This is a genomic window from Citrobacter sp. Cf136 (assembly GCF_030333815.1).
In the GTDB taxonomy this organism is placed as follows: Bacteria; Pseudomonadota; Gammaproteobacteria; order Enterobacterales; family Enterobacteriaceae; genus Citrobacter; species Citrobacter freundii.
This window is the reverse complement of sequence record NZ_JAOWFE010000040.1, coordinates 406,175-432,779: the sequence shown is the minus strand read 5'-3', so window position 1 is coordinate 432,779 and position 26,605 is coordinate 406,175. Positions and strand designations below refer to the sequence as shown.

Below are 26,605 nucleotides of genomic sequence, written 5' to 3'. Positions count from 1 at the left end.
GGGGGCTGCGCTTGCCCGGCCTACATTACGCTCTTTTGTAGGCCGGATAAGCGTAGCGCCATCCGGCGTGATGCAGGAGGAATCATGACCACCGACCAACATCAGGAAATCCTCCGCACCGAAGGATTAAGCAAATTCTTTCCCGGCGTCAAAGCGTTGGATAACGTGGATTTCAGCTTGCGTCGCGGTGAAATTATGGCGCTGCTGGGGGAAAACGGAGCCGGCAAATCGACGCTCATCAAAGCGCTGACCGGCGTTTACCATGCCGATCGCGGCACTATCTGGCTCGAAGGCCAACCGATCTCCCCCAAAAACACCGCCCATGCCCAGCAACTGGGGATTGGCACCGTGTACCAGGAAGTGAACCTGCTGCCCAATATGTCGGTTGCCGATAACTTATTTATTGGTCGTGAGCCGCGGCGTTTTGGCCTGCTTCAGCGCAAGCAGATGGAAAAACGCGCGACGGAGCTGATGGCGTCATACGGTTTTTCCCTTGACGTGCGTGAGCCGCTGAACCGCTTTTCCGTGGCGATGCAACAAATCGTCGCCATCTGTCGGGCGATCGATCTCTCCGCGAAAGTGCTGATCCTCGATGAGCCGACCGCCAGCCTCGATACCCAGGAAGTTGAAATGCTGTTCGGCCTGATGCGTCATCTGCGCGATCGGGGCGTCAGCCTGATCTTCGTCACTCATTTCCTCGATCAGGTTTATCAGGTCAGCGATCGCATCACCGTTCTGCGTAACGGCGGCTTCGTTGGCTGCCGTGAAACCCGGGAATTACCGCAAATTGAACTGGTCAAAATGATGCTGGGTCGCGAACTGGATACCCATGCGCTACAGCGTGCGGGACGCACATTGCTTAGCGATAAGCCGGTGGCGGCCTTTAGCGGCTTTGGCAAAAAAGGCACCATCGCGCCGTTTGATCTACAGGTGCGTCCCGGTGAGATCGTCGGTCTCGCAGGGCTGCTGGGATCCGGGCGAACGGAAACGGCAGAGGTGATCTTCGGTATTAAACCCGCCGACAGCGGAAGTGCGCTGATCAAAGGCAAACCGCAGACCTTGCGATCGCCGCATCAGGCTTCGTGTCTGGGAATCGGTTTCTGTCCGGAGGATCGCAAAACGGATGGCATTATTGCCGCCGCTTCGGTGCGGGAAAACATCATTTTGGCATTGCAGGCGCAGCGCGGCTGGCTGCGGCCTATCCCACGGAAAGAACAAAACGAGATTGCCGAGCGTTTTATCCGCCAGCTCGGAATTCGCACCCCCAACGCTGAACAGCCGATCGAGTTTCTCTCCGGCGGCAATCAGCAAAAAGTATTGCTCTCGCGCTGGTTACTGACCAAACCGCAGTTCCTGATCCTCGATGAACCCACGCGTGGGATCGACGTCGGCGCGCATGCGGAGATTATCCGACTGATCGAAACGCTGTGCGCGGATGGTCTGGCGCTGCTGGTCATCTCATCCGAACTGGAAGAGTTAGTGGGCTATGCCGATCGGGTCATTATTATGCGCGATCGCAAACAAGTGGCCGAGATCCCACTGGCTGAACTGTCCGTACCGGCGATCATGAACGCCATTGCGGCCTAAGGAGACTATGGTGATGCCTCAATCCCTCCCTCAATCCAATCCGCCTAAACGGCGGTTCCGTTGGTCAAAGGGGATGCCACAACTGGTGGCGTTACTGCTGGTGCTGCTGGTGGATAGCCTGGTCGCCCCGCACTTCTACCAGGTGATTTTGCAGGATGGTCGGCTGTTTGGTAGCCCGATTGATATTCTCAACCGCGCCGCTCCCGTGGCGCTGTTGGCGATTGGTATGACGCTGGTGATTGCCACCGGCGGTATCGACCTTTCCGTGGGGGCCGTCATGGCTATTGCTGGCGCCACTACTGCGGCGATGACGGTGGCCGGGCACAGTCTACCGGTGGTGCTGCTTGCCGCCTTAGGCTCCGGCATTCTGGCTGGGCTGTGGAATGGGATTCTGGTGGCCATACTCAAGATCCAACCGTTTGTTGCCACGCTAATCCTGATGGTGGCCGGGCGTGGAGTGGCGCAGCTTATCACTTCCGGGCAAATCGTCACTTTCAACTCGCCCGAGCTGTCGTGGTTTGGTAGCGGCTCGCTCTTACTGTTCCCTACGCCGGTAATTATTGCACTGCTCACGCTGGTGGTGTTCTGGCTGCTGACGCGGAAAACGGCGCTGGGTATGTTTATCGAAGCGGTGGGTATCAACATTCGTGCGGCAAAAAACGCTGGGGTGAACACCCGCATTATCGTGATGCTCACCTATGTGCTGAGCGGCCTGTGCGCGGCTATCGCTGGCATTATCGTCACGGCGGATATTCGTGGGGCAGATGCCAATAACGCCGGATTATGGCTGGAACTGGATGCCATCCTGGCGGTAGTCATCGGTGGTGGCTCGCTAATGGGCGGGCGCTTTAACCTGCTGCTGTCGGTGGTAGGCGCGTTGATTATTCAGGGCATGAACACCGGGATTTTGCTGTCGGGCTTCCAGCCGGAACTGAATCAGGTGGTCAAAGCCGTGGTGGTGTTGTGTGTGCTGGTCGTGCAATCACAACGCTTTATCAGCCTGATAAAAGGAGTGCGTGGTCATGATAAAACGTAATTTACCGCTGATGATCACCCTCGGCGTGTTTGTGCTGGGCTACCTTTACTGCCTGACGCAGTTTCCAGCTTTTGCTTCCACCCGGGTGATTTGCAATATCCTGACTGATAACGCTTTTTTAGGGATTATCGCCGTGGGCATGACCTTCGTGATCCTCTCTGGCGGGATCGACCTTTCCGTTGGCTCGGTGATCGCGTTTACCGGCGTATTTTTGGCGAAGGCCATTGGCTATTGGGGTATTTCCCCGCTGCTGGCGTTCCCCCTGATTTTGCTGATGGGCTGCGCGTTTGGCGCGTTTATGGGGTTACTGATTGATGCGCTGAAGATCCCTGCATTCATCATTACGCTGGCGGGAATGTTTTTCCTGCGCGGCGTCAGCTATCTGGTCTCTGAAGAGTCGATCCCAATTAACCATCCGGTTTATGACACGCTCTCAAGTCTGGCATGGAAAATTCCTGGCGGCGGTCGCCTGAGCGCGATGGGGTTGTTAATGCTGGGCGTGGTGGTGATTGGCATCTTCCTTGCGCACCGTACGCGCTTCGGTAATCAGGTTTACGCCATTGGCGGCAACGCCACCTCTGCTAACCTGATGGGCATTTCTACTCGCAGCACAACGATCCGCATTTATATGCTGTCTACCGGGCTGGCGACGCTTGCCGGCATTGTGTTTTCCATTTACACCCAGGCGGGTTATGCGCTGGCGGGCGTTGGCGTTGAGCTGGATGCGATTGCCTCAGTGGTGATTGGCGGAACGCTGCTAAGCGGCGGCGTGGGAACGGTGTTGGGTACGCTATTTGGCGTGGCGATCCAAGGGCTGATCCAGACCTACATTAATTTTGATGGCACATTAAGTTCCTGGTGGACGAAGATCGCGATTGGCATTTTATTGTTTATTTTTATAGCGTTACAACGCGGTCTGACGGTGCTTTGGGAAAATCGTCAAAGCTCGCCGGTTACCCGAGTGGGTACGGCGGCAACACCAAAGTAACATCCTGATTTTGCACAAAACATTTAAATACCTAAACTTTTTCCGGTTGTAGTCGATAGGTTCTGTACAGGTCTGTTTTAACCCTACAACCGGAAATATAACGATGCCAAAATCCCTTTCAATTCGATCAAGTTTGTTGGTGTTATTGTCTTTGCTGACTTTCCTTCTGTTACTGACCGGTGGTATGGGGCTATATGCCTCGACGCGTGTCATTACCTCATTGATTTATCACGGTATTATGAGCGCTGCGATGTTGGCTGCTATCGCATTGCTGGCGGTTATTTGGTTTATGCTGCGAAATAAGTTTCTCAAACCGCTGGATAATATGGTTGAGCAACTGGAACGTCTGGCGACGGGGGATTTATCACCTGTTACCACGCTGTCGGCCAGCGCTGAATTCAACCGCCTGAACGCGGCAATGGATGACATGCGCCATGCGCTGGGCGACTCGGTACAACGCGTACGCGATGCCAGTTCGCAAATTGATATTGGCAGTCGTGAACTGACGGCCGGGAACCAGCATCTGGCGCAACGCACTGAATCGACAGCTACTTCACTGGAGCAGACCGCCGCCAGCATGGAAGAACTCACGGCGACGGTGAAACAGAATGCGCAGAACGCGGAACAGGCTCACCAACTGGCAAAATCGGTGTCGGATACCGCCGATCGCGGTAGCGAAATGGTATGCTATGTGATCGAGAAAATGCGCGATATTTCCGGCAGCTCCAGCCGAATCGCCGACATCCTCAGCGTAATCGACGGTATTGCTTTCCAGACCAATATCCTGGCGCTCAACGCTTCCGTTGAAGCGGCGCGCGCCGGTGAGCAGGGGCGGGGCTTTGCGGTTGTTGCAGGTGAAGTACGTAATCTGGCCAGCCGCAGTGCCGAGGCGGCCAAAGAGATCCGCACGTTAATCAGTGATTCACACACCCACGTAGGGGAAGGTAGTGAGCTGGCGCAGCAGGCGGGCGAAACCATGGATGAGATTGCCAATGAAGTCATGCGCATGACCAAACTGATGCGTGAAATTGCCAGTGCGTCCCAGGAACAGAGTCGCGGCATAGAGCAGGTGAATATTGCGGTGATTCAGATGGATGAAACGGCGCAGCAAAATGCGGCGCTGGTACAGCAGTCGTCAGCGGCTACCCGCTCGCTGGAAGAACAGTCTTCAGCGCTAATCGAAGCAATGGCCGTATTTAAGCTACAGACAGCGTAACCGCGCGTAGGCCGGATAAAGGCGTTTACGCCGCCATCCGGCAATATCACCGTATTGTGCCGGATGGCACTTCGCTTATCCGGCCTGCAACGTGCTGTAGGCCGGATGTTGCGCTTACGCGTCCGGGAACTCGCGGATAAAGCGTTCTACATCTTCAACCATATGGTCGTTACCCACGAAGAAGGAGCGGCGCTGGTGCAGGCTTTCCGGGATGATATCCAGAATACGATTTTTACCGTCGCTCGCCTTGCCGCCCGCTTGCTCGGCCAGCAGGGCCATTGGGTTGCATTCATACAGCAGACGCAGTTTCCCTTCCGGGTGGCTGGCGGTGCTTGGGTACAGGTAGATCCCGCCTTTCAGCAGATTGCGATGGAAGTCCGCAACCAGAGAGCCAATGTAGCGCGAGGTGTACGGGCGCTGGGTTGACTTATCTTCTTCCTGGCAGAATTTAATGTACTTCTTCACGCCGTTCGGGAATTTGATGTAGTTACCTTCGTTAATGGAGTACGTGCTGCCTTTCGCCGGGAAGCGCATACGTTCCTGGCTGAGGCAGAATACGCCCAGAGAAGGATCGTAGGTGAAGGCGTGCACGCCACAGCCGGTGGTGTACACCAGCATGGTGGAAGAACCATAAACCACGTAACCTGCAGCAACCTGCTTGTTGCCCGGTTGCAGGAAATCCTCTTCCGTGACCGGAGTACCGACTGGGGTTACGCGGCGGTAAATAGAGAAAATCGTACCGACAGAGACGTTAACATCGATGTTGGATGAGCCATCCAGCGGATCCATTAGCACAACGTATTTAGCGTGTTCACAGCCTTCAAAGACGACGATTTCATCTTCTTCTTCCGAGGCAATGCCCGCCACAATGTCGCGCGCCTTCAGTGCAGCTTTCAGTTTTTCGTTCGCGAACAGATCGAGTTTTTGCTGAACCTCTCCCTGCACGTTCTCAGCACCGCTGGCACCCAGGATATCGACCAGACCGGCCTTGTTGATATCGCGGTGGATGATCTTGGCGCCCAGCTTTATTGCCGACAACAAAGCAGTGAGTTCACCGGTAGCATGAGAAAACTCGTGCTGCTTTTCGACAATAAATTCACCTAACGTTTTCATAACACTTTCCCTGCAATTTATGTGGAGTAAAGCGACCGCAACAATATTAACAAATATTTCCATTGTTGCGCTTAGGTGAATCGCGCCAGCAAACTGCGGAATATCCTGAAATGCGTTTCTCACTTGCCGGACATGTGCGTAAAATGGCCCCCAGATTAAAAAAGGATAGTGACGTATGCGCATTCATATTTTGGGAATTTGTGGCACTTTCATGGGCGGTCTGGCGATGCTGGCGCGCTCGCTCGGTCATGAAGTAACCGGTTCGGACGCCAATGTGTATCCGCCGATGAGTACCTTACTTGAGAAGCAAGGCATTGATCTGATTCAGGGTTACGATGCCAGCCAGCTCGACCCGCAGCCGGACTTAGTGATCATCGGCAATGCCATGACCCGTGGTAATCCGTGTGTGGAAGCGGTTCTCGAGAAGAACATTCCGTACATGTCTGGTCCGCAGTGGCTGCATGACTTTGTATTGCGCGACCGCTGGGTACTGGCGGTTGCGGGTACGCACGGCAAAACCACCACCGCCGGAATGGCGACCTGGATCCTCGAAGCCTGCGGCTATAAGCCTGGCTTTGTGATCGGCGGCGTACCGGGTAACTTCGAGGTTTCTGCGCGTCTTGGCGAAAGCGACTTCTTCGTGATTGAAGCGGATGAGTACGACTGCGCGTTCTTCGACAAGCGTTCTAAATTCGTGCATTACTGCCCGCGTACGCTGATCCTCAACAACCTTGAGTTCGATCACGCGGACATCTTTGACGATTTGAAAGCGATCCAGAAACAGTTCCACCATCTGGTGCGTATCGTGCCGGGCCAGGGGCGCATCATCTACCCGGAAAACGACATCAATCTGAAACAGACGATGTCAATGGGCTGCTGGAGCGAACAAGAACTGGTGGGCGAACAAGGTCACTGGCAGGCGAAAAAACTGACCACCGATGCTTCTGAGTGGGAAGTGTGGCTGGACGGTGAAAAAGTCGGTGAAGTGAAGTGGGGCCTGGTGGGCGAGCACAATATGCATAACGGTCTGATGGCGATTGCGGCCGCGCGCCATGTGGGCGTCGTGCCTGCAGATGCAGCTAATGCGCTCGGTTCATTCATTAACGCCCGTCGTCGTCTCGAGCTGCGCGGTGAAGCCAATGGCGTGACGGTGTATGACGATTTTGCCCATCACCCGACGGCCATTCTGGCAACGCTTGCGGCGTTGCGCGGTAAAGTGGGCGGTACGGCGCGCATCATCGCAGTGCTGGAGCCTCGCTCGAACACCATGAAAATGGGCCTGTGCAAAGACGATCTGGCGCCGTCGTTAGGCCGTGCGGACGAAGTGTTCCTGCTGCAACCTCCGCATATTCCGTGGCAGGTAGCCGAAGTCGCTGAAGCCTGCGTTCAGCCGGCACACTGGAGTGGCGATGTGGATGCCCTGGCAGATATGGTGGTGAAAACCGCGCAGCCAGGCGATCACATTCTGGTGATGAGCAACGGCGGATTTGGTGGTATTCATCAAAAACTGCTGGATGGCCTGGCGAAGAAAGCTCAGGCAGAAGCGGAAGAGTAAAAAAATGCCCGGTGGCGCTACGCTTACCGGGCCTACAACGTGTTAACGGATTGTAGGCCGGATAAGGTGATTGCACCGCCATCCGGCACTTTCGGCAGACGAAGAGGTTAGGCCTCGTTTTCCGCCAGTTCACGCAGATACTGGAAGATCTGGCGGGAAGATTTTGGCGGCTTGTTGCCCGCTTTTTCTTTCCTGGCGTTACGCACCAGCGAACGCAGTTGCTGGCGGTCGGCGTCAGGCCACAGATTCATCACTTCTTCGATGGCTTCATCGCTACCGTCAACCATACGGTCACGCAGTTGCTCCAGCTTATGGAAGACAACGACCTGCTGGTTGTGACGATTTTTCAGCTTGTCCAGCGCCTGACGGATAGGATCAACATCGCGCTGGCGCAACATTTTGCCAATCAACTGCAACTGGCGGCGACGTCCTTCCATCTTAATACGCTGGGCCAGCTCAATGGCGGCACGTAAATCCGCATCAAGCGGGATCTTATCCAGCGCGTTTTTCCCCAGATCAACCAGTTCCGCACCCAGGCGTTTTAACTCCTCGGCATCGCGTTTAATTTCACTTTTACTGACCCAGATAATTTCATCGTCTTCGTCTTCGATGTCATCACCGGGAACGTCGTCGAGCCAGTCTTCGGGCTGCTTTGTCATTTCAGGCTCCTTAAAAAAAGAGGCTAATGTTACCAGTTAAGATGCGCACTGAAAAACGGTTCTCTGTTAGACTTCAGAGAAACTCTCTCTACATTATGGCATTTGCGATGAAAGTAATCTCACAAGTTGAAGCGCAGCGTAAGATTCTGGAAGAAGCAGTCTCGACGGCACTGGAATTAGCGTCAGGTAAGTCGGATGGCGCGGAAGTCGCTGTGAGCAAGACCACGGGTATTAGCGTCAGCACCCGTTATGGTGAAGTGGAGAACGTCGAATTCAATAGCGATGGTGCACTGGGGATTACGGTTTATCACCAGAACCGTAAGGGCAGCGCATCGTCCACCGATTTAAGCCCGCAGGCGATTGCACGCACCGTGCAGGCTGCGCTGGACATTGCACGTTACACTTCGCCGGATCCGTGCGCAGGCGTGGCAGATAAAGAACTGCTGGCCTTTGATGCGCCCGATCTGGACCTGTTCCACCCGGCGGAAGTTTCCCCTGATGAAGCCATCGAACTGGCTGCTCGTGCTGAACAGGCGGCGCTGCAGGCTGATAAGCGTATCACCAATACCGAAGGCGGCAGCTTTAACAGCCACTATGGCATCAAAGTGTTTGGTAACAGCCACGGCATGCTGCAGGGCTACTGCTCCACGCGTCATTCCCTTTCCAGCTGTGTGATCGCGGAAGAAAATGGCGATATGGAACGCGATTACGCCTACACCATTGGCCGGGCGATGGGCGATCTGCAAACGCCGGAGTGGGTAGGGGCTGACTGTGCTCGCCGCACCTTATCTCGTTTGTCGCCGCGTAAGCTGTCCACCATGAAAGCGCCGGTGATTTTCGCCAACGAAGTGGCGACCGGACTGTTCGGACACCTGGTCGGCGCGATCGCCGGCGGTTCGGTGTACCGCAAATCCACCTTCCTGCTGGATTCGCTGGGCAAACAAATTCTGCCGGAATGGCTGACTATTGAAGAACATCCGCACCTGCTGAAAGGGCTGGCGTCTTCACCGTTCGACAGCGAAGGGGTACGGACTGAACGCCGTGACATTATTAAAGAAGGCGTGCTGACTCAATGGCTGTTGACTAACTATTCCGCACGTAAGCTGGGGCTGAAGAGCACTGGGCATGCGGGCGGGATCCACAACTGGCGAATTCCGGGACAGGGTCTAAGCTTCGAGCAGTTGCTCAAAGAGATGGGCACAGGTCTTGTGGTTACCGAGCTGATGGGACAGGGCGTAAGCGGCATTACCGGCGATTACTCGCGCGGCGCGGCGGGCTTCTGGGTCGAAAACGGCGAAATTCAGTATCCGGTGAGTGAAATTACCATCGCCGGTAACTTAAAAGAGATGTGGCGCAATATTGTGACCGTGGGGAACGATATTGAAACGCGCAGTAATATCCAATGTGGTTCGGTATTGTTACCGGAGATGAAAATCGCCGGGCAGTAATACTCGTTAAGGCGTTAATTTTTAATAATAAAAAAGGAAGTGAGCAATGCGTAAACACCTGTTAGCGATCGTCGCGGCTTCAACGCTGGTTCTTGGTTCTTCTGCGTTTGCAGCCGATCTCGAAGATGACATGGGGATCCTCAACGACAACCTGAAAATTGTCGAAAAAACGGATAATGCGACTGAACTGAAAGACGCGTTAACCAAAATGCGTGCAGCCGCGCTGGACGCGCAAAAAGGTACGCCGCCGAAGCTGGAAAACAAATCCCCGGACAGCCCGGAGATGAAGGATTTCCGCCACGGCTTTGACACGCTGATCGGCCAGATTGACGGCGCGCTGAAGCTGGCGAACGAAGGTAAAGTTAAAGAGGCGAAAGCCGTTGCGGAAGAGCTGAAAACCACGCGCAACGAAAACCACAAGAAGTTCCGCTAATCTGCGCTATCCGGCCTACATACCTGTAGGCCGGATAAAATCCTCCGCTACTGCACGCCCCATAAGTAAACGCTATCCCCATCACATTTTTTCATTTTTATCGTCCATTCATTGTTCGCACTTCCTTCCATTTTGCGGCCCACTCTTGCGATCTCAATCACATTCTTCCGGTGATAAATCGTGGTTCCAGCCCTTTTTGCGGCACAGATCACTATCGCTGCACACCTTTCCACTTCGAAGTGGAAAACAACTCGCTACAAACTTATAACCTCCGTCGCTAATTTACCCTCAGAGACATTAACGGGGTAAGACGAGTGAATAACGGAGCTGTAATGAATGACATGGGGGAATCGGTGGAACTGGCCGACCGCATGCTGGCGCAGGTGTATGCCTTGCTGCGTGAACGCAACATTATTCCCAACGCCGTACAGGAACAGATGCTGACGTCGCATGTTCGCGCCATGGCGCACCGCTCGGTAACGGGTGAACCCTTACCAGAAGTCGATGCCAGCTTGTTTGATGAAATATCTGCCGAGTCAATGGCGCTTGCCCGCGACGTGGTCGCCGAGTTTGGCAATCTTCCTGAGGAAGAGGCCTGGCTGCTGTCGGTGCACTTTGAAGTCGCGAAAGACAACCTTTAAGGAGAAAAAGATGGAACAGATTACCGTAGTGATTGGCGATCGTCTGGGTAAAGGCCAGAAAGTGGCGGCAGGCGTAGAGAAAGCGGGTGGCCGTGCCGTTGTGGTGCCGGGCGTTGCAGCAGATATGAAGCTGGGTGACGTGATGAAGGCGGAAAACGCCACCTTTGGTATCTCGTTTTGCGGCAGCGGTGGTGCGGGGGCGATTACTGCGCAGACCAAATACGGCTACAAGGCGAAATACGGCATGCGTTCGGTCGATGAAGGGGTAACCGCCATCAACGAAGGGTGCAACGTACTGGGATTCGGCTTTATGGACAAAGAAGAGCTCGGCGAGCGCCTGGTGCAGGCCTGGCAAAAGAAACACGGCGCTTAAGCATGAAAGAACAATTCACCACCACGGTGAGAGTCACGGGTAAGGGCGAGACCAAAGCTCGCGCCTTTGCCGATGCCCTGAACCACGTTCAGGCTGCGGTGATGAAAGCGTCGCCGCATATCTTACTGCGTATTGAGCCACAGGATGTGCAGGTTGTTCAAGCGCGTGAATCGGTGCGTAAAGAGGCGTTTTTATTCCTCTTTTTGCGCCGGGAAAGACGCACTTTCAGCGTGGAGCTGGACGTGACCGTCAACGTGACTGCCATCAATCTCGACAAGGTGGATTTCGTTACGCAACGCTGATTTTCTATTAAAAGGCATAATTATGTTCCTGATAATATTAATAAAATCGCTCATCATCGGCGCGTTGGTTGGCGTTGGTGTCGGCGCTGGGGCTGCACGCATGTTTCATGCGCCTACCACTCAAGGGATGGGCGCGTTTCGTACTCTTGGAGAACTGAATTCCTGCGAAGGGGATCCGGCTTCTCACTTCTCGTTCGGCCTGGGCTTCTTCTTTAACGCCTGGGCTTCCTCCGTTGCGGCGGGGGCGTTCACTCAGGACGTCGACCATCGCATCATCCCCAACTGGGGCGCCGCCGCGCTGATGATTAAAAATCGCAACGTCGGTGAAACGCTGCACGATCCTAAGCGCATGGCAATTGCCTGCGGCGTTATCGGGATGATCGTGGTGACCTTCCTGAACCTCACTGCGTCATCCGTACCGGAAGCGCTGCAGGTTACCGCCGTCAAGGTGCTGGTGCCCGCGGCTAACCTGCTGGTTAACACCGTGATGCCGGTGATCTTCTGGCTGGCGGCGATCGACGCCGGTAAGAAATCCGGCTTCTGGGCCACCGTTTTTGGCGGCGCGGCGCAGCTGATCATGGGCAACGCCGTTCCGGGGCTGGTGCTCGGCATTCTGATCGGCAAAGGCGTCGAAGAGAGCGGCTGGAACCACGTCACCAAAGTGATGATGGTGGCTATTGTCGCGCTGTTTGTCCTGAGCGGCTTCTTCCGCGGTTTCGATATGAAGATGATCGAATCCTTCCATCTGACCGTGCCTAACTGGCTCGAACTTATCCACAACTCGCTCAGCGGCAAATAACGGAGGTCATCATGGAACAGAATAAAGGTTTTTGGTTCGCTGACTGGTCGTTCCCGATCTTCGTGGGCCTGCTCTCATCCGGCGTATTTGCCGGAACGCACATGTACTACCTGTACGGTATTGGCGCATTTAACGAAGTGGCTTTTGTGGCGATGCTGAAGGCGGGAATGGATACCGGCTCCTACGGGGCGGTGGCGGCATTTGGCGCAAGTTTCCTGTTTGCCCGCATCATTGAAGGTTCGCTGGTGGGTATTCTGGATATCGGCGGGGCGATTCAGACCGGGGTTGGGTTAGGTGTTCCGGCGCTGCTGCTGGGCGCGGGCATTATCTTCCCGGTCGCCAACTTTGCCGCCTCGCTGGTCACTGGTCTGGTGATTGGTCTGGCGATTGGCTACATCATCATTCTGGCGCGTAAGTTCACCATCAACCAGAGCGATTCAACCTACGGTGCGGACGTCATGATGGGGGCCGGTAACGCCTCCGGCCGCTTCCTCGGACCGTTGATTATCCTCAGCGCGATGACGGCTTCTATTCCTATCGGAATCGGTTCTCTGGCGGGGGCGCTGCTGTTTTATCTGTGGCAAAAACCGATTACCGGCGGGGCGATTCTTGGGGCAATGATCCTCGGGTCCATCTTCCCGATTGCCATTAGCTAACTGTTGATTTGCAGGCCGGATAAGGCGGTTACGCCGCCATCCGGCATAGGAGAGAGCGATGTTTGATTTACTCCTGCGCCGTGCGCGCCTCGTTGACGATACGGTGAGCGATATTGCGCTCAAAGACGGCAAGATCGCGGCGTTGGGCGACGTTGATGGCCCGGCGCTGAAAACCATTGAGCTGGGCGGCGAGTGCTACGTCAGCGCAGGCTGGATTGACTCCCACGTTCATTGCTACCCGAAATCCCCGATTTACCACGACCAGCCGGATAGCGTCGGTATTGCGACCGGCGTCACTACCGTGGTGGATGCGGGCAGTACCGGGGCGGATGACATCGACGATTTTTACACCCTGACCCGGGAAGCTGCCACCGAGGTGTATGCGTTGCTGAATATCTCCCGCGTTGGGCTTATCGCCCAGAACGAGCTGGCCAACATGGCCAATATTGACGCTGATGCGGTGCGAGAGGCGGTGAAACGCCACCCTGATTTTATCGTCGGTCTGAAGGCACGTATGAGTAGCAGCGTAGTCGGTGAAAATGGCATCACGCCGCTGGATCGCGCCAAAGCGATGCAAAAAGAGAACGGCGACCTGCCGCTGATGGTGCACATCGGCAACAACCCGCCGGACCTGGATGAGATCGCCGAGCGCCTGAGCGCGGGTGACATCATTACCCACTGCTACAACGGTAAGCCGAACCGCATTCTGACGCCGCAAGGCGAGCTGCGGGCGTCGGTGACGCGGGCGATTTCACGCGGCGTGCGTCTGGACGTTGGGCATGGCACCGCCAGCCTGAGCTTTGCGGTGGCAAAACGCGCTATTGAACTGGGGATTTTGCCACACACCATCAGTTCCGATATTTACTGTCGCAACCGTATCAGCGGCCCGGTCCATTCTCTGGCGAATGTGATGTCGAAATTTCTCGCCATTGGGATGTCGCTTCCGCAGGTCATTGAGTGCGTTACCGCCAATGCTGCCGACGGCCTGCGCCTGAAACAGAAGGGGCGACTGCAGGTCGGTCTGGATGCTGATTTAACCCTCTTTACGCTTAAGCGCCAGCCAACCGTGCTGGTAGATGCAGAAAACGACAGCCTGCAGGCTGAACAACTGCTGGTGCCGCTTGCCGCAATACGTGCGGGCAAGGGCTATATGACCGAACAAGGGAGCGCGGAACATGCCTTCGATTTTTGAGAAATACGATTTAAAACAGGTGATTAATACCTCCGGCCGCATGACGGCGCTTGGCGTTTCCACGCCGCGACCAGAAGTGGTTGAAGCCGCGATGGCCGGGATGAATCAATACTTTGAGATGAAAGACCTGGTGAATAAAACCGGCGACTACATCGCGAAATTGCTGGAAGTGGAAGGGGCAACCGTTGTCTCTTGCGCCTCGGCGGGGATCGCCCTGTCGGTGGCTGGCGTATTGGTTAAAGACAGCGACTGGCTGCTGGAGAACCTACACGTCACGCCCATCGAGAACAACGAAATCGTGCTGCCCAGAGGCCACAACGTCAACTTTGGCGCTCCGGTGGGTACCATGGTGGCGCTTGGCGGCGGTAAGTTAGTAGAGGCTGGTTATGCCAACGAATGTTCCGCGGCACAGCTGGCTGCGGCCATTACACCGCGTACGGCGGCCATTCTGTATATCAAATCTCACCACTGCGTCCAGAAAAGTATGCTCAGCGTGGAGCAGGCTGCGGTGGTGGCGCGTACGCATAACCTGCCGCTGATCGTGGACGCGGCGGCGGAAGAAGATTTGCAATGCTACTACCGGGTTGGCGCAGATCTGGTTATTTATAGCGGCGCGAAGGCGATTGAAGGACCAACCAGCGGTCTGGTGATAGGTAAAACCCAGTACGTTGAGTGGGTGAAACGCCAGACGGCGGGAATTGGCCGGGCGATGAAGGTGGGGAAAGAGGGAATTCTTGGCCTAACCTGCGCCATCGAACTGTATCTGAACGCGCAGAAAGAGAGTGGCGCGGAGATGGTCGAGAAAATGACGCCGTTCATTAATGCGTTGAACCAGCTTAACGGCGTGAGCGCCCGCGTGGTGTGGGATAGCGCAGGGCGCGACATCGCACGCACGGAAATTAAGTTTGATGAAGCGGTAACCGGGATCGCCACGGGCGAACTGGTTGAAGCCCTGAAACAAGGCGAGTACGCGATTTACTTCCGTGGTTACAAAGCCAACGAAGGCATTATCGAAGCTGATGTGCGCAGCGTCGATCGTGCGCAGCTGGAGATTGTGGCCCGTCGAATTGGTGAAGTGATTTCGCAGGAGAAAAACGCATGAAACTGATCCCTAACTTTTATCGCGACCGCGTCTGCCTGAACGTGCTGGCAGGCTCCAAAGAAAATGCGCGGGATATTTACGCGGCGGCGGAAGGACACGTGTTGGTTGGTGTGTTGTCAAAAAATTACCCGGATGTCGCAAGCGCAGTAGCGGATATGCGTGAATACGCAGCGCTTATCGACAATGCGCTCTCCGTGGGATTGGGGGCAGGCGATCCTAACCAGTCGGCGATGGTCAGTGAAATTTCCCGTCAGGTGCAGCCCCAGCATGTTAATCAGGTCTTTACCGGTGTGGCCACCAGTCGCGCGCTGCTGGGCCAGCAGGATACAGTGGTCAACGGTCTGGTCTCGCCAACCGGCATGCCGGGCAGGGTGAAAATCTCCACCGGTCCGCTGAGCAGCCAGACGCCGGACGGTATTGTGCCGGTAGAAACCGCGATTGCGCTGCTCAAAGACATGGGCGGTAGCTCGATTAAATACTTCCCGATGGGCGGCCTGAAATGCCGTGAAGAGTACATTGCCGTAGCACAGGCCTGCGCCCGTCATGACTTCTGGCTGGAGCCAACCGGCGGTATCGATCTGGATAATTTCACTGAAATCCTGCAGATTGCCCTCGATGCCGGAGTGAGTAAAATCATTCCTCACATCTATAGTTCGATTATTGATAAGGTGAGTGGTAACACTCGTCCGGATGACGTACGCCAACTGATGGCGATGACCCGGGCCTGCGTAGGCTAACTGACTGATGAGGAAACTGACGTGCGATTTCCCAACCAACGTTTAGCACAGCTGTTTGACATGTTGCAAAACGAAGCGCTTCCACAGGACGAGCTGGCGCAGCGGTTGTCGGTTTCCACACGCACCGTACGGGCGGATATCACCGCGCTAAACGCGCTGCTCACCCAGTACGGCGCACAGTTTGTCCTCAGCCGGGGTAACGGTTATCAGCTCAAAATTGACGACCCGGCAAGTTATAACACCCTGAAAACGCAGCAGCCCAACGCGTTACTACGCATCCCTCGAACCAGCCAGGAACGGATACACTGGCTGGTGGTGCGTTTTCTGACGTCGGCTTTCTCGCTAAAGCTGGAAGATTTGGCTGATGAATGGTTTATCAGCCGCGCGACGCTGCAAAACGATATGGCTGAGGTGCGCGAGCATCTTCAACGTTATCATCTGACGCTGGAAACGCGTCCCCGTCACGGCATGAAGCTGTTCGGCAGCGAAATGGCGATTCGCGCCTGTTTGACCGATCTGCTGTGGACGCTGGCACAGCAGGATCCGCAGCACCCATTAGTGATGCAGGAGGCGCTTAATGCCGGGATCCCTGAGCAGCTACAGCCCGTTTTACAGGATATTTTCGCTCGTTTTCATATTCGTCTGACCGATGAGGGCGAGCTGTTTTTACGCTTGTACTGCGCGGTGGCGGTACGGCGGATTAGCGAAGGGTATCCACTCCCGGATTTTGCCGCAGAAGAGGCCGATCAATCGGTGTGCCTGGCCACGCGGGAAATCGCGGCGGTATTGCACCGCCTGGCAGACAAACCGCTTTCCGTTTCCGAAGAAAACTGGCTACAGGTGCATATTGCTGCTCGCCAGGTACAAGAGATCGCGCCCAGTGCTATCAACGCGGATGATGACGAAGCGTTGGTCAATTACATCCTGCGTTTTATCAACACCCAGTACAACTACAACCTGTTGAATGACAAACAGTTACATGCTGATCTGCTGACGCATATTAAGACGATGATCACCCGGGTGCGTTACCAGATAATGATCCCCAATCCGCTGCTGGAAAATATTAAACAGCACTACCCCATGGCGTGGGACATGACGCTGGCCGCCGTCTCGGGATGGGGAAAATATACGCCGTACACCATCAGTGAAAATGAGATCGGCTTCCTCGTGCTGCATATTGGCGTCGGGCTGGAGCGTAGTTACAACATCGGTTACCAGAGACAGCCGAAGGTTCTGCTGGTATGTGATGCCGGAAATGCGATGGCGCGGATGATTGAAGCGGTGCTGGCGCGTAAGTATCCTCAGATAGAGATCGTCGATACCGTCACGCTGCGTGACTACGAACAGCGGGAAAGCATCAGCGAAGATTTTGTCATCTCTACCGCGCGGATCGGTGAAAAAGATAAGCCTGTAGCGATGATTGCGCCGTTCCCGACAGATTATCAACTGGAACAAATTGGCAAACTGGTGCTGGTGGACAGAACCCGCCCGTGGATGTTGAACAAATTCTTCGATGCCGCCCATTTTCGTGTAATTGACGAGTCAATGGATCAACAAACGTTGTTCAAAACCTTATGCCGTCAGTTGCAGGATGAAGGTTTTGTCGACGCAGAGTTCCTTGATTCTGTGGTTGAGCGTGAGGCCATCGTCAGCACCATGCTGGGTGACAGCATTGCCCTGCCGCACGCCCTCGGTCTGCTGGCAAAGAAAACGGTGGTTTACACTATCCTCGCACCGCAGGGCATTGCATGGGGTGATGAAACGGCGCATGTGATCTTCCTGCTCGCCATCAGTAAAAGCGAGTACGAAGAAGCGATGGCGATCTACGATATTTTCGTCACCTTCCTGCGTGAACGCGCCATGACGCGGCTCTGCGCATGCCGGAATTTCACCGAGTTCAAAACCGTCGCCATGGAGTGTGTCAGTCGTTTTTGAGAGGCGTTATCCAGAATTCGATGTAATGCGTATGTAATGCTAAACTGCATTACACATTCGATTCTACTGGAGGCATAATGGCCACGCTGAACGTCCGTCTGGATGACAAACTCAAAAATGAGGCTTATGCCGTGCTGGAAAAACTGAACATTACTCCAACGGAAGCTGTGCGATTACTGTTTCAGTACGTCGCGGAAACGGGGCGCATGCCAGTGAAAACCGTCACCGTTAGCGACAGCGAAGATACACTGATTCAGACAGTCCGGGAGAGGCTGGCCAGCCCGCAAAAAGGAATCAAGGTTAGTCTGGATGACTTATGAACTGGAATTCGACCCGAGAGCCTTAAAAGAGTGGCATAAACTGGGTGATACGGTGAAGGCTCAGTTTAAGAAGAAGTTGGCCGACGTGTTGTTGAACCCCAGAATTGACTCTGCCCGTTTAAACGGTCTTCCAGACTGCTATTAAATTAAGCTTAAATCGTCCGGCTATCGTCTGGTGTACCAGGTTCGGGATGAGGTTGTGACCGTGTTTGTTGTCGCGGTCGGCAAGCGAGAACATTCGGCCGTTTATCTCGATGCAAACAAACGGCTTTAGCGATCAACGCAAATGATGTACGACCTGGTTGCTGCTGCCGCGCCAGATCAGCGCCGGGTCTTTAAGATCCTGCACGTATTTGCCATCGACCAGTACGTTGATGAGATCGACCACCTGCATTTGCGCGGCGTTGAGTTCATCGAGCTTGTAGCCGGTCCACACCCAGATATCTTTGCCGGGGCACTCAGCGCGAACGCGCTGCACTAGTTGCAGGATTTCCGGCACGTTTTGCGGATGTAGCGGATCGCCACCGGAGAGCGAGATCCCCTGACGCTTGATTCGCGTATCGTTCAGATCGGCAATGATCTTGTCTTCCATCTCTTTGGTAAATGGCTTGCCGGAATTGAGCCGCCAGGTGCTTTTGTTATAGCAACCGGGACATTCATGCACGCACCCTGATACAAACAGGGTGCAGCGGGTTCCTGGGCCGTTAACGATGTCAACAGGATAGTATTGATGATAATTCACTTATAATTGCACTTCATAATCAATATGATCGACACAGGTTTGAGCCTTGCTGTGATTGTCCGCGGTATACCATTCCCCGTCACGAATTTGGACATCTTCAAGATCAACCAATCTTAAGCAGCGCCAGTTATAAGATGATGATGGATCTATTTTCCCCTTACTACTTTCGCCACCAAATTGGAAAAATAGTGCTTGTTGCTTACCATTTTTAGTCCCTAAGGCATGTGGGCACATTTCACGATAGTAACCATCATATACAGCCGTTACTTGCTTTTTATTCAGAATTGCACCTTTGATTAACTCGTAAGTATTCATACTGCGATCTCCTGATTTGCTTGCTGTGAAAAGAAATTAACCGATCTGCCCGTTACCCAGATGCTTAACACGGCGTTTCACTTCTTCCTGCTTACCGGCGTTAAACGGACGGGCGTCCGGGCTGCCTAAATAACCGCAGACGCGGCGGGTGACCGACACGCGCGCGGCGTCGTGGTTACCACATTTCGGGCAGGTAAAGCCTTTGCTGGTGCACTCGAACTCACCGGTAAAGCCGCACTCGTAGCATTCATCAATTGGCGTGTTGGTCCCGTAATACGGCACGTGCTGATAGCTGTAATCCCAGACGTCTTCCAGTGCTTTCAGGTTGTGCTGAATATTCGGGTATTCGCCGTAGCAAATGAAGCCTCCACTCGCCAGCGGCGGGTATGGCGCTTCGAAATCGATCTTGTCGTACGGGTTAACCTTTTTCTCCACGTCGAGGTGGAAGCTGTTGGTGTAGTAACCTTTATCGGTCACGCCTGGCACCACACCAAACTCGGCGGTATCCAGACGACAGAAACGATCGCACAGGTTTTCGCTCGGCGTGCTGTACAGGCTGAAGCCGTAGCCGGTCTCGTCTTTCCACTGATCGACTGCCTGACGCAGGCGTTCGACAATGGCGATAGCTTTGGCGCGAAGCTGCTCGCTGTCGTACAGATGTTTGTCACCAAACAGTGCGTTAATGGTTTCGTGAATGCCGATGTAACCCAGCGAGATAGACGCGCGGCCATTTTTAAAGATTTCTGACACGTCATCGTCCGCTTTCAGACGCACGCCGCAGGCACCTTCCATATACAGGATTGGCGCCACGCGAGCTTTCACGCCTTCCAGACGCGCAATGCGGGTCATCAGCGCTTTACGTGCCAGCACCAGTCGATCGTCGAGCAGTTTCCAGAAGGTGGCTTCATCGCCGTGGGCTTCCAGCGCGATACGCGGCAGGTTGAGGCTGATAACGCCGAGGTTGTTACGCCCGTCGTGAATCTGTTCGCCGTTCTCGTTTTCCCACACGCCGAGGAAGCTGCGACAGCCCATCGGCGTTTTGAACGAACCGGTCACTTTCACTACTTGATCGTAGTTCAGGATGTCCGGATACATACGCTTGCTTGCGCACTCCAACGCCAGCTGTTTGATGTCGTAGTTCGGATCGCCAAACTTGTGGTTCAGGCCGTCGCGAATGGCGAACACCAGTTTCGGGAACACGGCGGTTTTACGATTTTTACCCAGTCCCGCAATGCGGTTACGCAGAATGGACTGCTGGATCAAACGTGATTCCCAACTGGTTCCCAGGCCAAAACCGAAGGTGACGAACGGCGTCTGGCCGTTAGCGGTATGCAGGGTATTCACTTCATACTCGAGGGACTGGAATGCGTCGTAGCACTCTTTCTCGGTACGGGAATGCGCATAACCGTCGGCATCCGGGATCTGCCACTCTTCAGCGGTTTTGCGATGCTTGTTAAAGCTCTCGGTCACGAATGGTGCGAGAACTTCGTCAATACGGTTAATGGTGGTACCGCCATAAATATGGCTGGCAACCTGCGCGATAATTTGCGCGGTGACGGCCGTAGCGGTGGAGATGGATTTTGGCGGCTCAATCTCCGCGTTACCCATCTTAAAGCCCTGCGTCAGCATGCCTTTCAGGTCGATCAGCATGCAGTTAAACATTGGGAAGAACGGAGAGTAGTCGAGATCGTGATAGTGAATATCACCACGCTCGTGCGCCTGGACGACATCACGCGGCAGCAGGTGCTGACGCGCATAGTGTTTGGCGACGATACCGGCCAGCAGGTCACGCTGGGTCGGGATCACTTTGCTGTCTTTGTTGGCGTTTTCGTTCAGCAGAGCAGAGTTGGTTTGCTCAACCAGACCACGAATTTCCTGGTTCAGACGGCCACGCTTTTCACGCTGTATATCACGGTCGTGGCGATATTCGATGTACGCACGGGCGAGTTGTTTGTACGGACCAGACATCAGCTGGTTTTCTACCGCTGTCTGGATCTCGTTGATATCGACCTGGCTGCGCTCATTCATCTGGCTACTAACGACTTCTGCGACGGTGGCACAGTAATCTGCGTCATCGACTCCCGCTGCTTTAGCTGCACGCAGAATGGCTTCTTTGATGCGCTCTGATTTAAACGGCACTTTACAGCCATCTCGTTTCATCACATGCGGTGTCATGATCACTCCATATTTATAAGAACAGGTTATCCACAGAGGTTGGGGAAGCGGCCATGGCTTTATTCATCTCTATTGCCAATGACTTCCCGCAATCCTGACCCACTTTATCCACAATTTCACCGTAAAGCGGTGCACTGTAGTTGTAGCAATTGTAGTCGATTAATACAACATATTGGGTCGGTGTGCATTTTAAGTTCTATATGTAGTGATTTGCATCAAGGATGTTTACGGTTTATTTGATGTAGCGCAAAGTAAAAATCGGAGCGTACAGATGACGGGCAGTACAGCGATTGTAAATTATGGGCAGAAAATTCTGATTAATTATTCAACAAAAACAGGAAGGTAAAGCCGGGCAGGCATCTGCTGCCCGGAACACACTATGACGACAGCGACTTCATCCAGTGGATACCGGCATTAATGAAGGCTGCCGAGGCGACGAGACCCAGAATGAGTGGTACAAGGTAACTGCTCTTCACGCGGTTTTCTGGCACTTCCTGAGCTGGTGTCGTTCCAGTCGAGAGCAGCGCCAGTACTTCTTCGGCAGACGTAGCGTTAAGCATGGCGTTTCGCATCTCATCCTCAACCAGCGACGAGGTGAGCTGGGTGAGCAGTTGCATATGCGTTGTACCCGCTTCATTTGGCGGGATCGCCAGCAGGAACACTAACCGTACTGGTTCAGGCCCTTCAAGACCCGGCCACAGTATTGGCTCGGGAAAAAGGGCGACGCAGAACGACGCCTGCACGACGGAATCACATTTTCCGTGAGGGACGGCCAGCTCTTCTCCCAGCGCGGTTGGTCCTTCATTTTCACGGCGCAGAACGCTGTCAATAAAAGCGTCTTTATTGGTAATGAGTCCGCATTCAGACAATGCTGAAGACATATACCGGATGATCGCATCGGGAGACGATTGCGGCGGATCGATAAAAATTAGCGTCTGACGAGTCAGTGTAGACAATTCCATGTTTTATGCCTCCGGTTGTGCCTTGACGTGGATCCAGATCGTTTGCCAGCCCGCCAGTTCGCAAACGCCATTAAAGGGGGTTCCTGTCAGGAGATCTGTCCCCGTCACGGGTAAGAAAAGTGTTTGTGATGCGCCAGTGACATTCACAATACCGTAGACAGTTTCTTCCTCTGTCTGGTGGTGGCGTTTGACGCCAAATAGCGCATCCGGCAGTGTAAGGACTTGCTGAGCTGCTGCCGGTGAGAACGCGGGATGTTGTTGGCGAATGCGCAGTAATGTCGTTAGTGCGGCATAGATCTTCGCTTGTCGGGATTCTGGCGTGACTAATGCCTGATGCGTGGTGGCGAAATCCAGTTTTTCACGGTTAATACGGCGATTGATCCCTGACGCGTTCAACCCTGCGATATCATTTTCGCTACCGAGAAGGCTGTGGTAGTAAATTGCAGGAACGCCCTGCAACATAAAGAGGATGGCGTGAGCGGCGGCAAATCTGGCAACCTGCGTGTCGGGAGCTTCTCCCGGTTCGCTTAACGCGCTCAGAAAGTTAATGTTCATCTCGTACGGCGACTGGCTGCCGTCTGGATTGGTGCGCCAGGAAATTCGTCCTTGCTTACGTTCTACTTCACTGACCAGGAACGCTTTTTCTTCCGTCGAGAGGATGTTTTCGACAGGTCGCAGGCCAATGCCGTCATGGCTAGCGAGGAAATTGAAAAATGTGGTGTTGGCAGGAAAGGTTTCTTGCTCCAGGCTTTGCGCCCACTGGCGTAGCCAGCGTGCGTTGCCGCGCAGGCAGGCATGCAGTGTCAGCGGTGGTAGCGGGAATTGATACACCATATGAGCCTCATCCCCGGCACCCAGATAGCTGATGTTTTCCTGATGTGGCACATTGGTTTCGGTAATCAGCAGGCAGTCAGGCCAGATCTCTTCCAGGATCGCCCGCCAGAGTTTGATTACCTGATGGGTTTGCGGCAGATGAATGCAGCGGCTGTTTTTCTCTTTCCACAAGAAACCGACGGCATCGAGTCGAATTGCCTGGGCACCGCGTGAAGCATATTCCAAAAGAATATCAATACTTTCCAGTAAAACCTCGGGTTCACGGAAGTTAAGATCGATTTGATCGGCGCTGAATGTGGTCCATATATGCGCCGTTTCCCCTGTTTTAAGCGTGAATGGCGTTAATAAAGGAGATGTACGCGGACGTGTGATTCGGCTGTAATTTTCATCCGGATCGGCGTTGATAAAGTAGTTCTGGTAGCGATGCTCACCATGCAAATAGCCCTGGAACCAACGGCTTTGCTGTGAAATATGGTTAATCACAAAATCGAACATTAAATTGAAATCGCCCGCCAGCGCGGCAATATCTGACCACTGCCCAAGATGTGGATCAACCTGTCGGTAATCCACCACGCTAAAACCGTCATCGGAGGTCCAGGGGAACATCGGCAGCAGGTGAATGTCACTGATCGTCCCCTTCAACCACAGTTTTGCAAACTGGTGGAGAATCGATAGGGGATTTTCCCCTTGCGCGCAGATGCTATCACCATAGGCGATCATCCAGATACGGCTTTGATCTAACGGAATCGTCGTTTGCGTTTTGGGTTTCCAGCGTTGGATAAGCTGTTCAATCTTCGCTGCGATTGCCTGATGATCCGCTTGCGGATAGAGCTGTGCCAGCGTGTCGCGGATAAATGCTTTATGTGGGGAGATATTCATACTTTTGCGTCACGCTCCGGCAGTGAGAAAAGGAAATCGCATGTGGCGAAAGGCGCAATTTCGCGGCAGTGCTTAACGGGTTCTTCCAGATAGTTAATCTGCGGCATTTCTTGCAGCAATGGTGGGAGTTCAACAGGATGCTCACCGGCATTGAAAATACGTAATATTGTTCCATTTATCGTCTGGGCGTGTGGCAGCGCCGAGAGCATAAGCGGCTCAGGCAACGCCAGCAGACTGAAAGTTTCTGGCAGTGAACGCGGTGTGAAATTGAGCGTGAAGCGCTCCAGACGGTTGTCCAGCGTATTCAATTTCTGGTTCTGCCAGCTGAAAGGCTGACGTAAAGCTCTGGCCTCAAGGCGGCGTAATGTCAGATGGTCGGCACGCTCGCTAAGTGTCAGGGTCAGGTTAAAGATCAGGGGCTTGTGGAGCTGGGCCTCGGGCGTGTAAACGACGGTATTATTGATGCCGGAAGCGCGTCCGGGGCGCCAGGCCAGATCGTCGCGTCCCAGAACGCCTGTCGATTTGAAGAGCGTCAGCGCCACCTGCGATGTTGTGTTTTGCAGGATCTGATACTCTTTCATGCCCAGGCTGTTTATGACCAGAGCGTTGTCGTTTTCCGCAATGGCGATAATTCCTTCGCTGGTTTCGATATCGACAGGTTTCTCACGATAGTTTTGCTGCCAGTTCGCAGGGGCGTCGGCAATGGGGCGGTGAATAATGCCGAAAGGCTGAGAGGCTATTGATTCCTGAGTATGAATATCGCTGTTGATCAGCAGGCGCAGGCGGTGGTCGCAAACGTTGTTTTCTAAACGGGCATCAATAAAAAGATGGGCTTCGCCCTGACGGAGTTCGCAAACAACCTGTACCGGGCATTCTTGTGTTGCGCGTTGGCTTAATGAATAGGGCAGGTTGAGCGTGATGCCCAGCGTTAAGCGCTCGACGTGCTGGCTCTTTTCGCAGGCGAGAAGTGTGAAATGATTGAACTTTTGGGGGATATCACCTTGCAGCGGTGAAAAATCATAACTGTCACCTGCATCCGCACAATCTTCGAAGGTCAGCAGGTCGGAGAGAGTTCTGCCGGTACGTTTATCCCGTAGTGTCAGTGTTCCGTCATCAAGGCTTAGTCGATAATGGTCATTTTCAATATGGTTTTCGGCATAAGGGCGCAGCGTAGAAACCGTGTGCGTGCCCTCGCGAACGGCAATATTGATATAACCCAGTGCGGGCAGTTCCTGCGTGTCGATAGCGACCTGCGAGCGATAATAAGGCGGAAGCTCAACCTCTTTTTCTCCCTGCGGCGTAACCTGAATCACGCGTCCACCGGAAAGCTCTGTTTGTTCAATAATGCTAAATGAGAGAGTCTGCTCGCCAGCGCAGAGTTCAAGGGATGGTGTGCTGGTATATAGCGTGGCGTTGACAACCCCGGACCAGGGCGTCGCGCCAGGGTTCACCACAAAGAGGTCGTTCTCCTGGCTGCTGGCAATGGCCAGCTCTTTAATCACCAGATTCCACAGGCTATGGCTGAGCTGTTCCGTCTGTTCCAGGCGATGCAGAATATCCCGGTTGGTGGCATCACTGTTACACCCGCCTATGGAGTCATGGGCATGGTTGCGTAACAGGTTTTTCCAGATTTGATCAACCCACTGGAGGTTGACGTGAATATCATGATGGCGGGCCAGCGCAATAGTCGGTTCCAGCTTGCCCAACAAAAATTGTTCGATATCGTAATTTTTCTTTTTAATGTCGTAACGAACGGAGCCGATGGTTTTGTGGATCCGGGTATAGCGCGGGGATTTCAGTTCGCCTTGCCAGCAGGTAAATCCATCGGCTTGCTGACGAAGCGTATCAACAAACGCTTCCAGCGATGATATCTGGAACCGATCGCCTGTAGGGGAGCGTTCGCTGACCGTCTGCAGAATCTCGGGTAACAGAGGATCAATATTGACCTGATCGCCGCCGCAGGGCAGGAGTAAGTCATGCAGACCGGCGCGTTGGCGGATGAGATTCACCATTGGAAAGATTTTTTCCTGCAGGTGGGCATCGTCCGGTTGAATATTTTTGGCTGCCCCGTAGCCAAACAGCATTGCGCAGGCAATGACTTGCGAACCTGACGGCGCACGCCAGATAAACTGGCTCTGTGCAACCTGCGTGTCATGATCAATGCCGCGCCAGAACACGATGTTGTCCAGGTTGCATCCGCGAAGCAGCGTCGGGAGCTGGCTGTTATGACCAAAGGTATCGGGCAGATATCCCACCATCATGGCGTGGCCCAGTTTACGCGCGGAAAGTATGCCGTACTTCAGGTTGCGGATAATCGATTCGCCGTGAACGTTGAACGTATCCGTCTGGGTGTACCACGGGCCGATGTAAAGCCGCTTGTTTTTGACCAGCAGCTTCAGGCGGTCAGCGTATTGCGGATTGACGGCCAGAAAATCCTCAACCACGGCGGTTTGTCCGTCGAAATGGTAACAGGTGTAATCGGCGTAACGTTCTAATGTATCAATAACATCGGCAAAGTTTCGCGATGCCAGGATATTGCTGTCCTGCAACGTGAAATACCACTCTTGATCCCAGTGCGTGTGGGCGATGACATGGATATGACTCAT

General features: G+C 54.0%; 25 protein-coding genes and 1 pseudogene. 18 read left to right on the top strand and 8 right to left on the bottom strand.

What is annotated here, in order from left to right:
- The first annotated feature begins 84 nt into the window (after nt 1-84).
- The 4 genes from ytfR to OGV98_RS21290 all read left to right on the top strand — a co-directional run bounded on the left by ytfR (nt 85) and on the right by OGV98_RS21290 (nt 4,827).
- Entirely contained in the window at nt 85-1,587 is a 1,503-nt protein-coding gene (gene ytfR, locus OGV98_RS21305) for a galactofuranose ABC transporter, ATP-binding protein YtfR (RefSeq protein WP_048212855.1), read from the top strand.
- Nucleotides 1,588-1,600: 13 nt separating this feature from the next.
- Complete coding sequence (ytfT, locus tag OGV98_RS21300) at nt 1,601-2,623, top strand: galactofuranose ABC transporter, ATP-binding protein YtfT (protein WP_136138439.1); 1,023 nt, start codon at nt 1,601-1,603, stop codon at nt 2,621-2,623.
- Nucleotides 2,610-3,611 (top strand): galactofuranose ABC transporter, permease protein YjfF, encoded by a 1,002-nt coding sequence (yjfF, locus tag OGV98_RS21295; protein WP_119173896.1) that lies wholly within the window; start codon nt 2,610-2,612, stop codon nt 3,609-3,611. The genes ytfT and yjfF overlap by 14 nt, the downstream gene beginning before the upstream one ends.
- Before the next feature lie 103 nt (nt 3,612-3,714).
- The gene (locus OGV98_RS21290) at nt 3,715-4,827 is read left to right on the top strand and encodes a methyl-accepting chemotaxis protein (RefSeq protein ID WP_003839560.1); all 1,113 of its coding nucleotides are present in this window, start codon (nt 3,715-3,717) and stop codon (nt 4,825-4,827) included.
- Nucleotides 4,828-4,941: 114 nt separating this feature from the next.
- On the opposite strand, the gene fbp is transcribed toward OGV98_RS21290, so the two are convergent.
- Complete coding sequence (gene fbp, locus OGV98_RS21285) at nt 4,942-5,940, bottom strand: class 1 fructose-bisphosphatase (protein ID WP_003025742.1); 999 nt, start codon at nt 5,938-5,940, stop codon at nt 4,942-4,944.
- Between the two features lie 175 nt (nt 5,941-6,115).
- On the opposite strand from fbp, the gene mpl reads away from it, so the two are divergent.
- On the top strand, nt 6,116-7,495 hold the full coding sequence (mpl, locus tag OGV98_RS21280) for a UDP-N-acetylmuramate:L-alanyl-gamma-D-glutamyl-meso-diaminopimelate ligase (RefSeq protein ID WP_171862401.1): 1,380 nt from the start codon (nt 6,116-6,118) through the stop codon (nt 7,493-7,495).
- A gap of 107 nt (nt 7,496-7,602) precedes the next feature.
- On the opposite strand, the gene yjgA is transcribed toward mpl, so the two are convergent.
- Entirely contained in the window at nt 7,603-8,154 is a 552-nt protein-coding gene (yjgA, locus tag OGV98_RS21275) for a ribosome biogenesis factor YjgA (RefSeq protein WP_003025750.1), read from the bottom strand.
- Between the two features lie 95 nt (nt 8,155-8,249).
- Here yjgA and pmbA point away from each other — a divergent pair, with 95 nt between their 5' ends.
- The 13 genes and pseudogenes from pmbA (at nt 8,250) to OGV98_RS21210 (ending at nt 18,366) form a co-directional block, all read left to right on the top strand.
- Nucleotides 8,250-9,602, top strand: coding sequence for a metalloprotease PmbA (gene pmbA / locus OGV98_RS21270; protein WP_032937740.1), 1,353 nt, complete (start codon nt 8,250-8,252; stop codon nt 9,600-9,602).
- 46 nt (nt 9,603-9,648) lie between these two features.
- Nucleotides 9,649-10,035 carry a cytochrome b562 gene (cybC, locus tag OGV98_RS21265; RefSeq protein WP_003025756.1) on the top strand — a complete coding sequence of 129 codons (387 nt, stop codon included), beginning with the start codon at nt 9,649-9,651 and terminating at the stop codon, nt 10,033-10,035.
- A 332-nt stretch (nt 10,036-10,367) separates the two neighbouring features.
- Nucleotides 10,368-10,676: a glycine dehydrogenase gene (locus tag OGV98_RS21260; protein ID WP_003025758.1), complete on the top strand. Its 309-nt coding sequence runs from the start codon at nt 10,368-10,370 to the stop codon at nt 10,674-10,676.
- A 10-nt stretch (nt 10,677-10,686) separates the two neighbouring features.
- Nucleotides 10,687-11,049: an SFCGS family glycine-rich protein gene (locus tag OGV98_RS21255; RefSeq protein ID WP_003830384.1), complete on the top strand. Its 363-nt coding sequence runs from the start codon at nt 10,687-10,689 to the stop codon at nt 11,047-11,049.
- 2 nt (nt 11,050-11,051) lie between these two features.
- Nucleotides 11,052-11,351 carry a DUF4312 family protein gene (locus OGV98_RS21250; RefSeq protein ID WP_003025762.1) on the top strand — a complete coding sequence of 100 codons (300 nt, stop codon included), beginning with the start codon at nt 11,052-11,054 and terminating at the stop codon, nt 11,349-11,351.
- A gap of 22 nt (nt 11,352-11,373) precedes the next feature.
- The gene (locus tag OGV98_RS21245; RefSeq protein ID WP_003025764.1) at nt 11,374-12,150 is read left to right on the top strand and encodes a DUF4311 domain-containing protein; all 777 of its coding nucleotides are present in this window, start codon (nt 11,374-11,376) and stop codon (nt 12,148-12,150) included.
- An 11-nt stretch (nt 12,151-12,161) separates the two neighbouring features.
- Nucleotides 12,162-12,806: a DUF4310 family protein gene (locus OGV98_RS21240; protein ID WP_003830379.1), complete on the top strand. Its 645-nt coding sequence runs from the start codon at nt 12,162-12,164 to the stop codon at nt 12,804-12,806.
- Nucleotides 12,807-12,864: 58 nt separating this feature from the next.
- Entirely contained in the window at nt 12,865-13,998 is a 1,134-nt protein-coding gene (locus OGV98_RS21235) for an amidohydrolase/deacetylase family metallohydrolase (RefSeq protein WP_016149471.1), read from the top strand.
- Nucleotides 13,982-15,100 (top strand): DgaE family pyridoxal phosphate-dependent ammonia lyase, encoded by a 1,119-nt coding sequence (locus OGV98_RS21230; protein WP_054527995.1) that lies wholly within the window; start codon nt 13,982-13,984, stop codon nt 15,098-15,100. The genes OGV98_RS21235 and OGV98_RS21230 overlap by 17 nt, the downstream gene beginning before the upstream one ends.
- Nucleotides 15,097-15,837 carry a 2-dehydro-3-deoxy-phosphogluconate aldolase gene (dagF, locus tag OGV98_RS21225; RefSeq protein WP_202580827.1) on the top strand — a complete coding sequence of 247 codons (741 nt, stop codon included), beginning with the start codon at nt 15,097-15,099 and terminating at the stop codon, nt 15,835-15,837. The genes OGV98_RS21230 and dagF overlap by 4 nt, the downstream gene beginning before the upstream one ends.
- A gap of 21 nt (nt 15,838-15,858) precedes the next feature.
- Nucleotides 15,859-17,772, top strand: coding sequence for a BglG family transcription antiterminator (locus OGV98_RS21220; protein ID WP_196614789.1), 1,914 nt, complete (start codon nt 15,859-15,861; stop codon nt 17,770-17,772).
- A gap of 77 nt (nt 17,773-17,849) precedes the next feature.
- Nucleotides 17,850-18,092 carry a type II toxin-antitoxin system RelB/DinJ family antitoxin gene (locus OGV98_RS21215; protein ID WP_003839576.1) on the top strand — a complete coding sequence of 81 codons (243 nt, stop codon included), beginning with the start codon at nt 17,850-17,852 and terminating at the stop codon, nt 18,090-18,092.
- Nucleotides 18,082-18,366, top strand: a pseudogene (locus OGV98_RS21210) (type II toxin-antitoxin system RelE family toxin). The gene OGV98_RS21215 and the pseudogene OGV98_RS21210 overlap by 11 nt, the downstream one beginning before the upstream one ends.
- 3 nt (nt 18,367-18,369) lie before the next feature.
- Here OGV98_RS21210 and nrdG read toward each other — a convergent pair.
- From nrdG to OGV98_RS21180, 6 genes are all read right to left on the bottom strand, one after another.
- Entirely contained in the window at nt 18,370-18,834 is a 465-nt protein-coding gene (gene nrdG / locus OGV98_RS21205; RefSeq protein WP_003844926.1) for an anaerobic ribonucleoside-triphosphate reductase-activating protein, read from the bottom strand.
- A complete protein-coding gene (locus tag OGV98_RS21200) occupies nt 18,835-19,149 on the bottom strand; it encodes a hypothetical protein (protein ID WP_286552081.1) in 315 nt (104 codons plus the stop codon).
- Nucleotides 19,150-19,185: 36 nt separating this feature from the next.
- The gene (gene nrdD, locus OGV98_RS21195; RefSeq protein ID WP_003844922.1) at nt 19,186-21,324 is read right to left on the bottom strand and encodes an anaerobic ribonucleoside-triphosphate reductase; all 2,139 of its coding nucleotides are present in this window, start codon (nt 21,322-21,324) and stop codon (nt 19,186-19,188) included.
- Between the two features lie 377 nt (nt 21,325-21,701).
- Complete coding sequence (locus OGV98_RS21190; RefSeq protein WP_003844920.1) at nt 21,702-22,286, bottom strand: fructose PTS transporter subunit IIA; 585 nt, start codon at nt 22,284-22,286, stop codon at nt 21,702-21,704.
- 3 nt (nt 22,287-22,289) lie between these two features.
- Nucleotides 22,290-23,999 carry a sugar phosphorylase gene (locus OGV98_RS21185; RefSeq protein ID WP_130715211.1) on the bottom strand — a complete coding sequence of 570 codons (1,710 nt, stop codon included), beginning with the start codon at nt 23,997-23,999 and terminating at the stop codon, nt 22,290-22,292.
- Nucleotides 23,996-26,605, bottom strand: a complete 2,610-nt coding sequence (locus OGV98_RS21180; RefSeq protein ID WP_138828134.1) for a glycoside hydrolase family 38 N-terminal domain-containing protein — start codon at nt 26,603-26,605, stop codon at nt 23,996-23,998. The genes OGV98_RS21185 and OGV98_RS21180 overlap by 4 nt, the downstream gene beginning before the upstream one ends.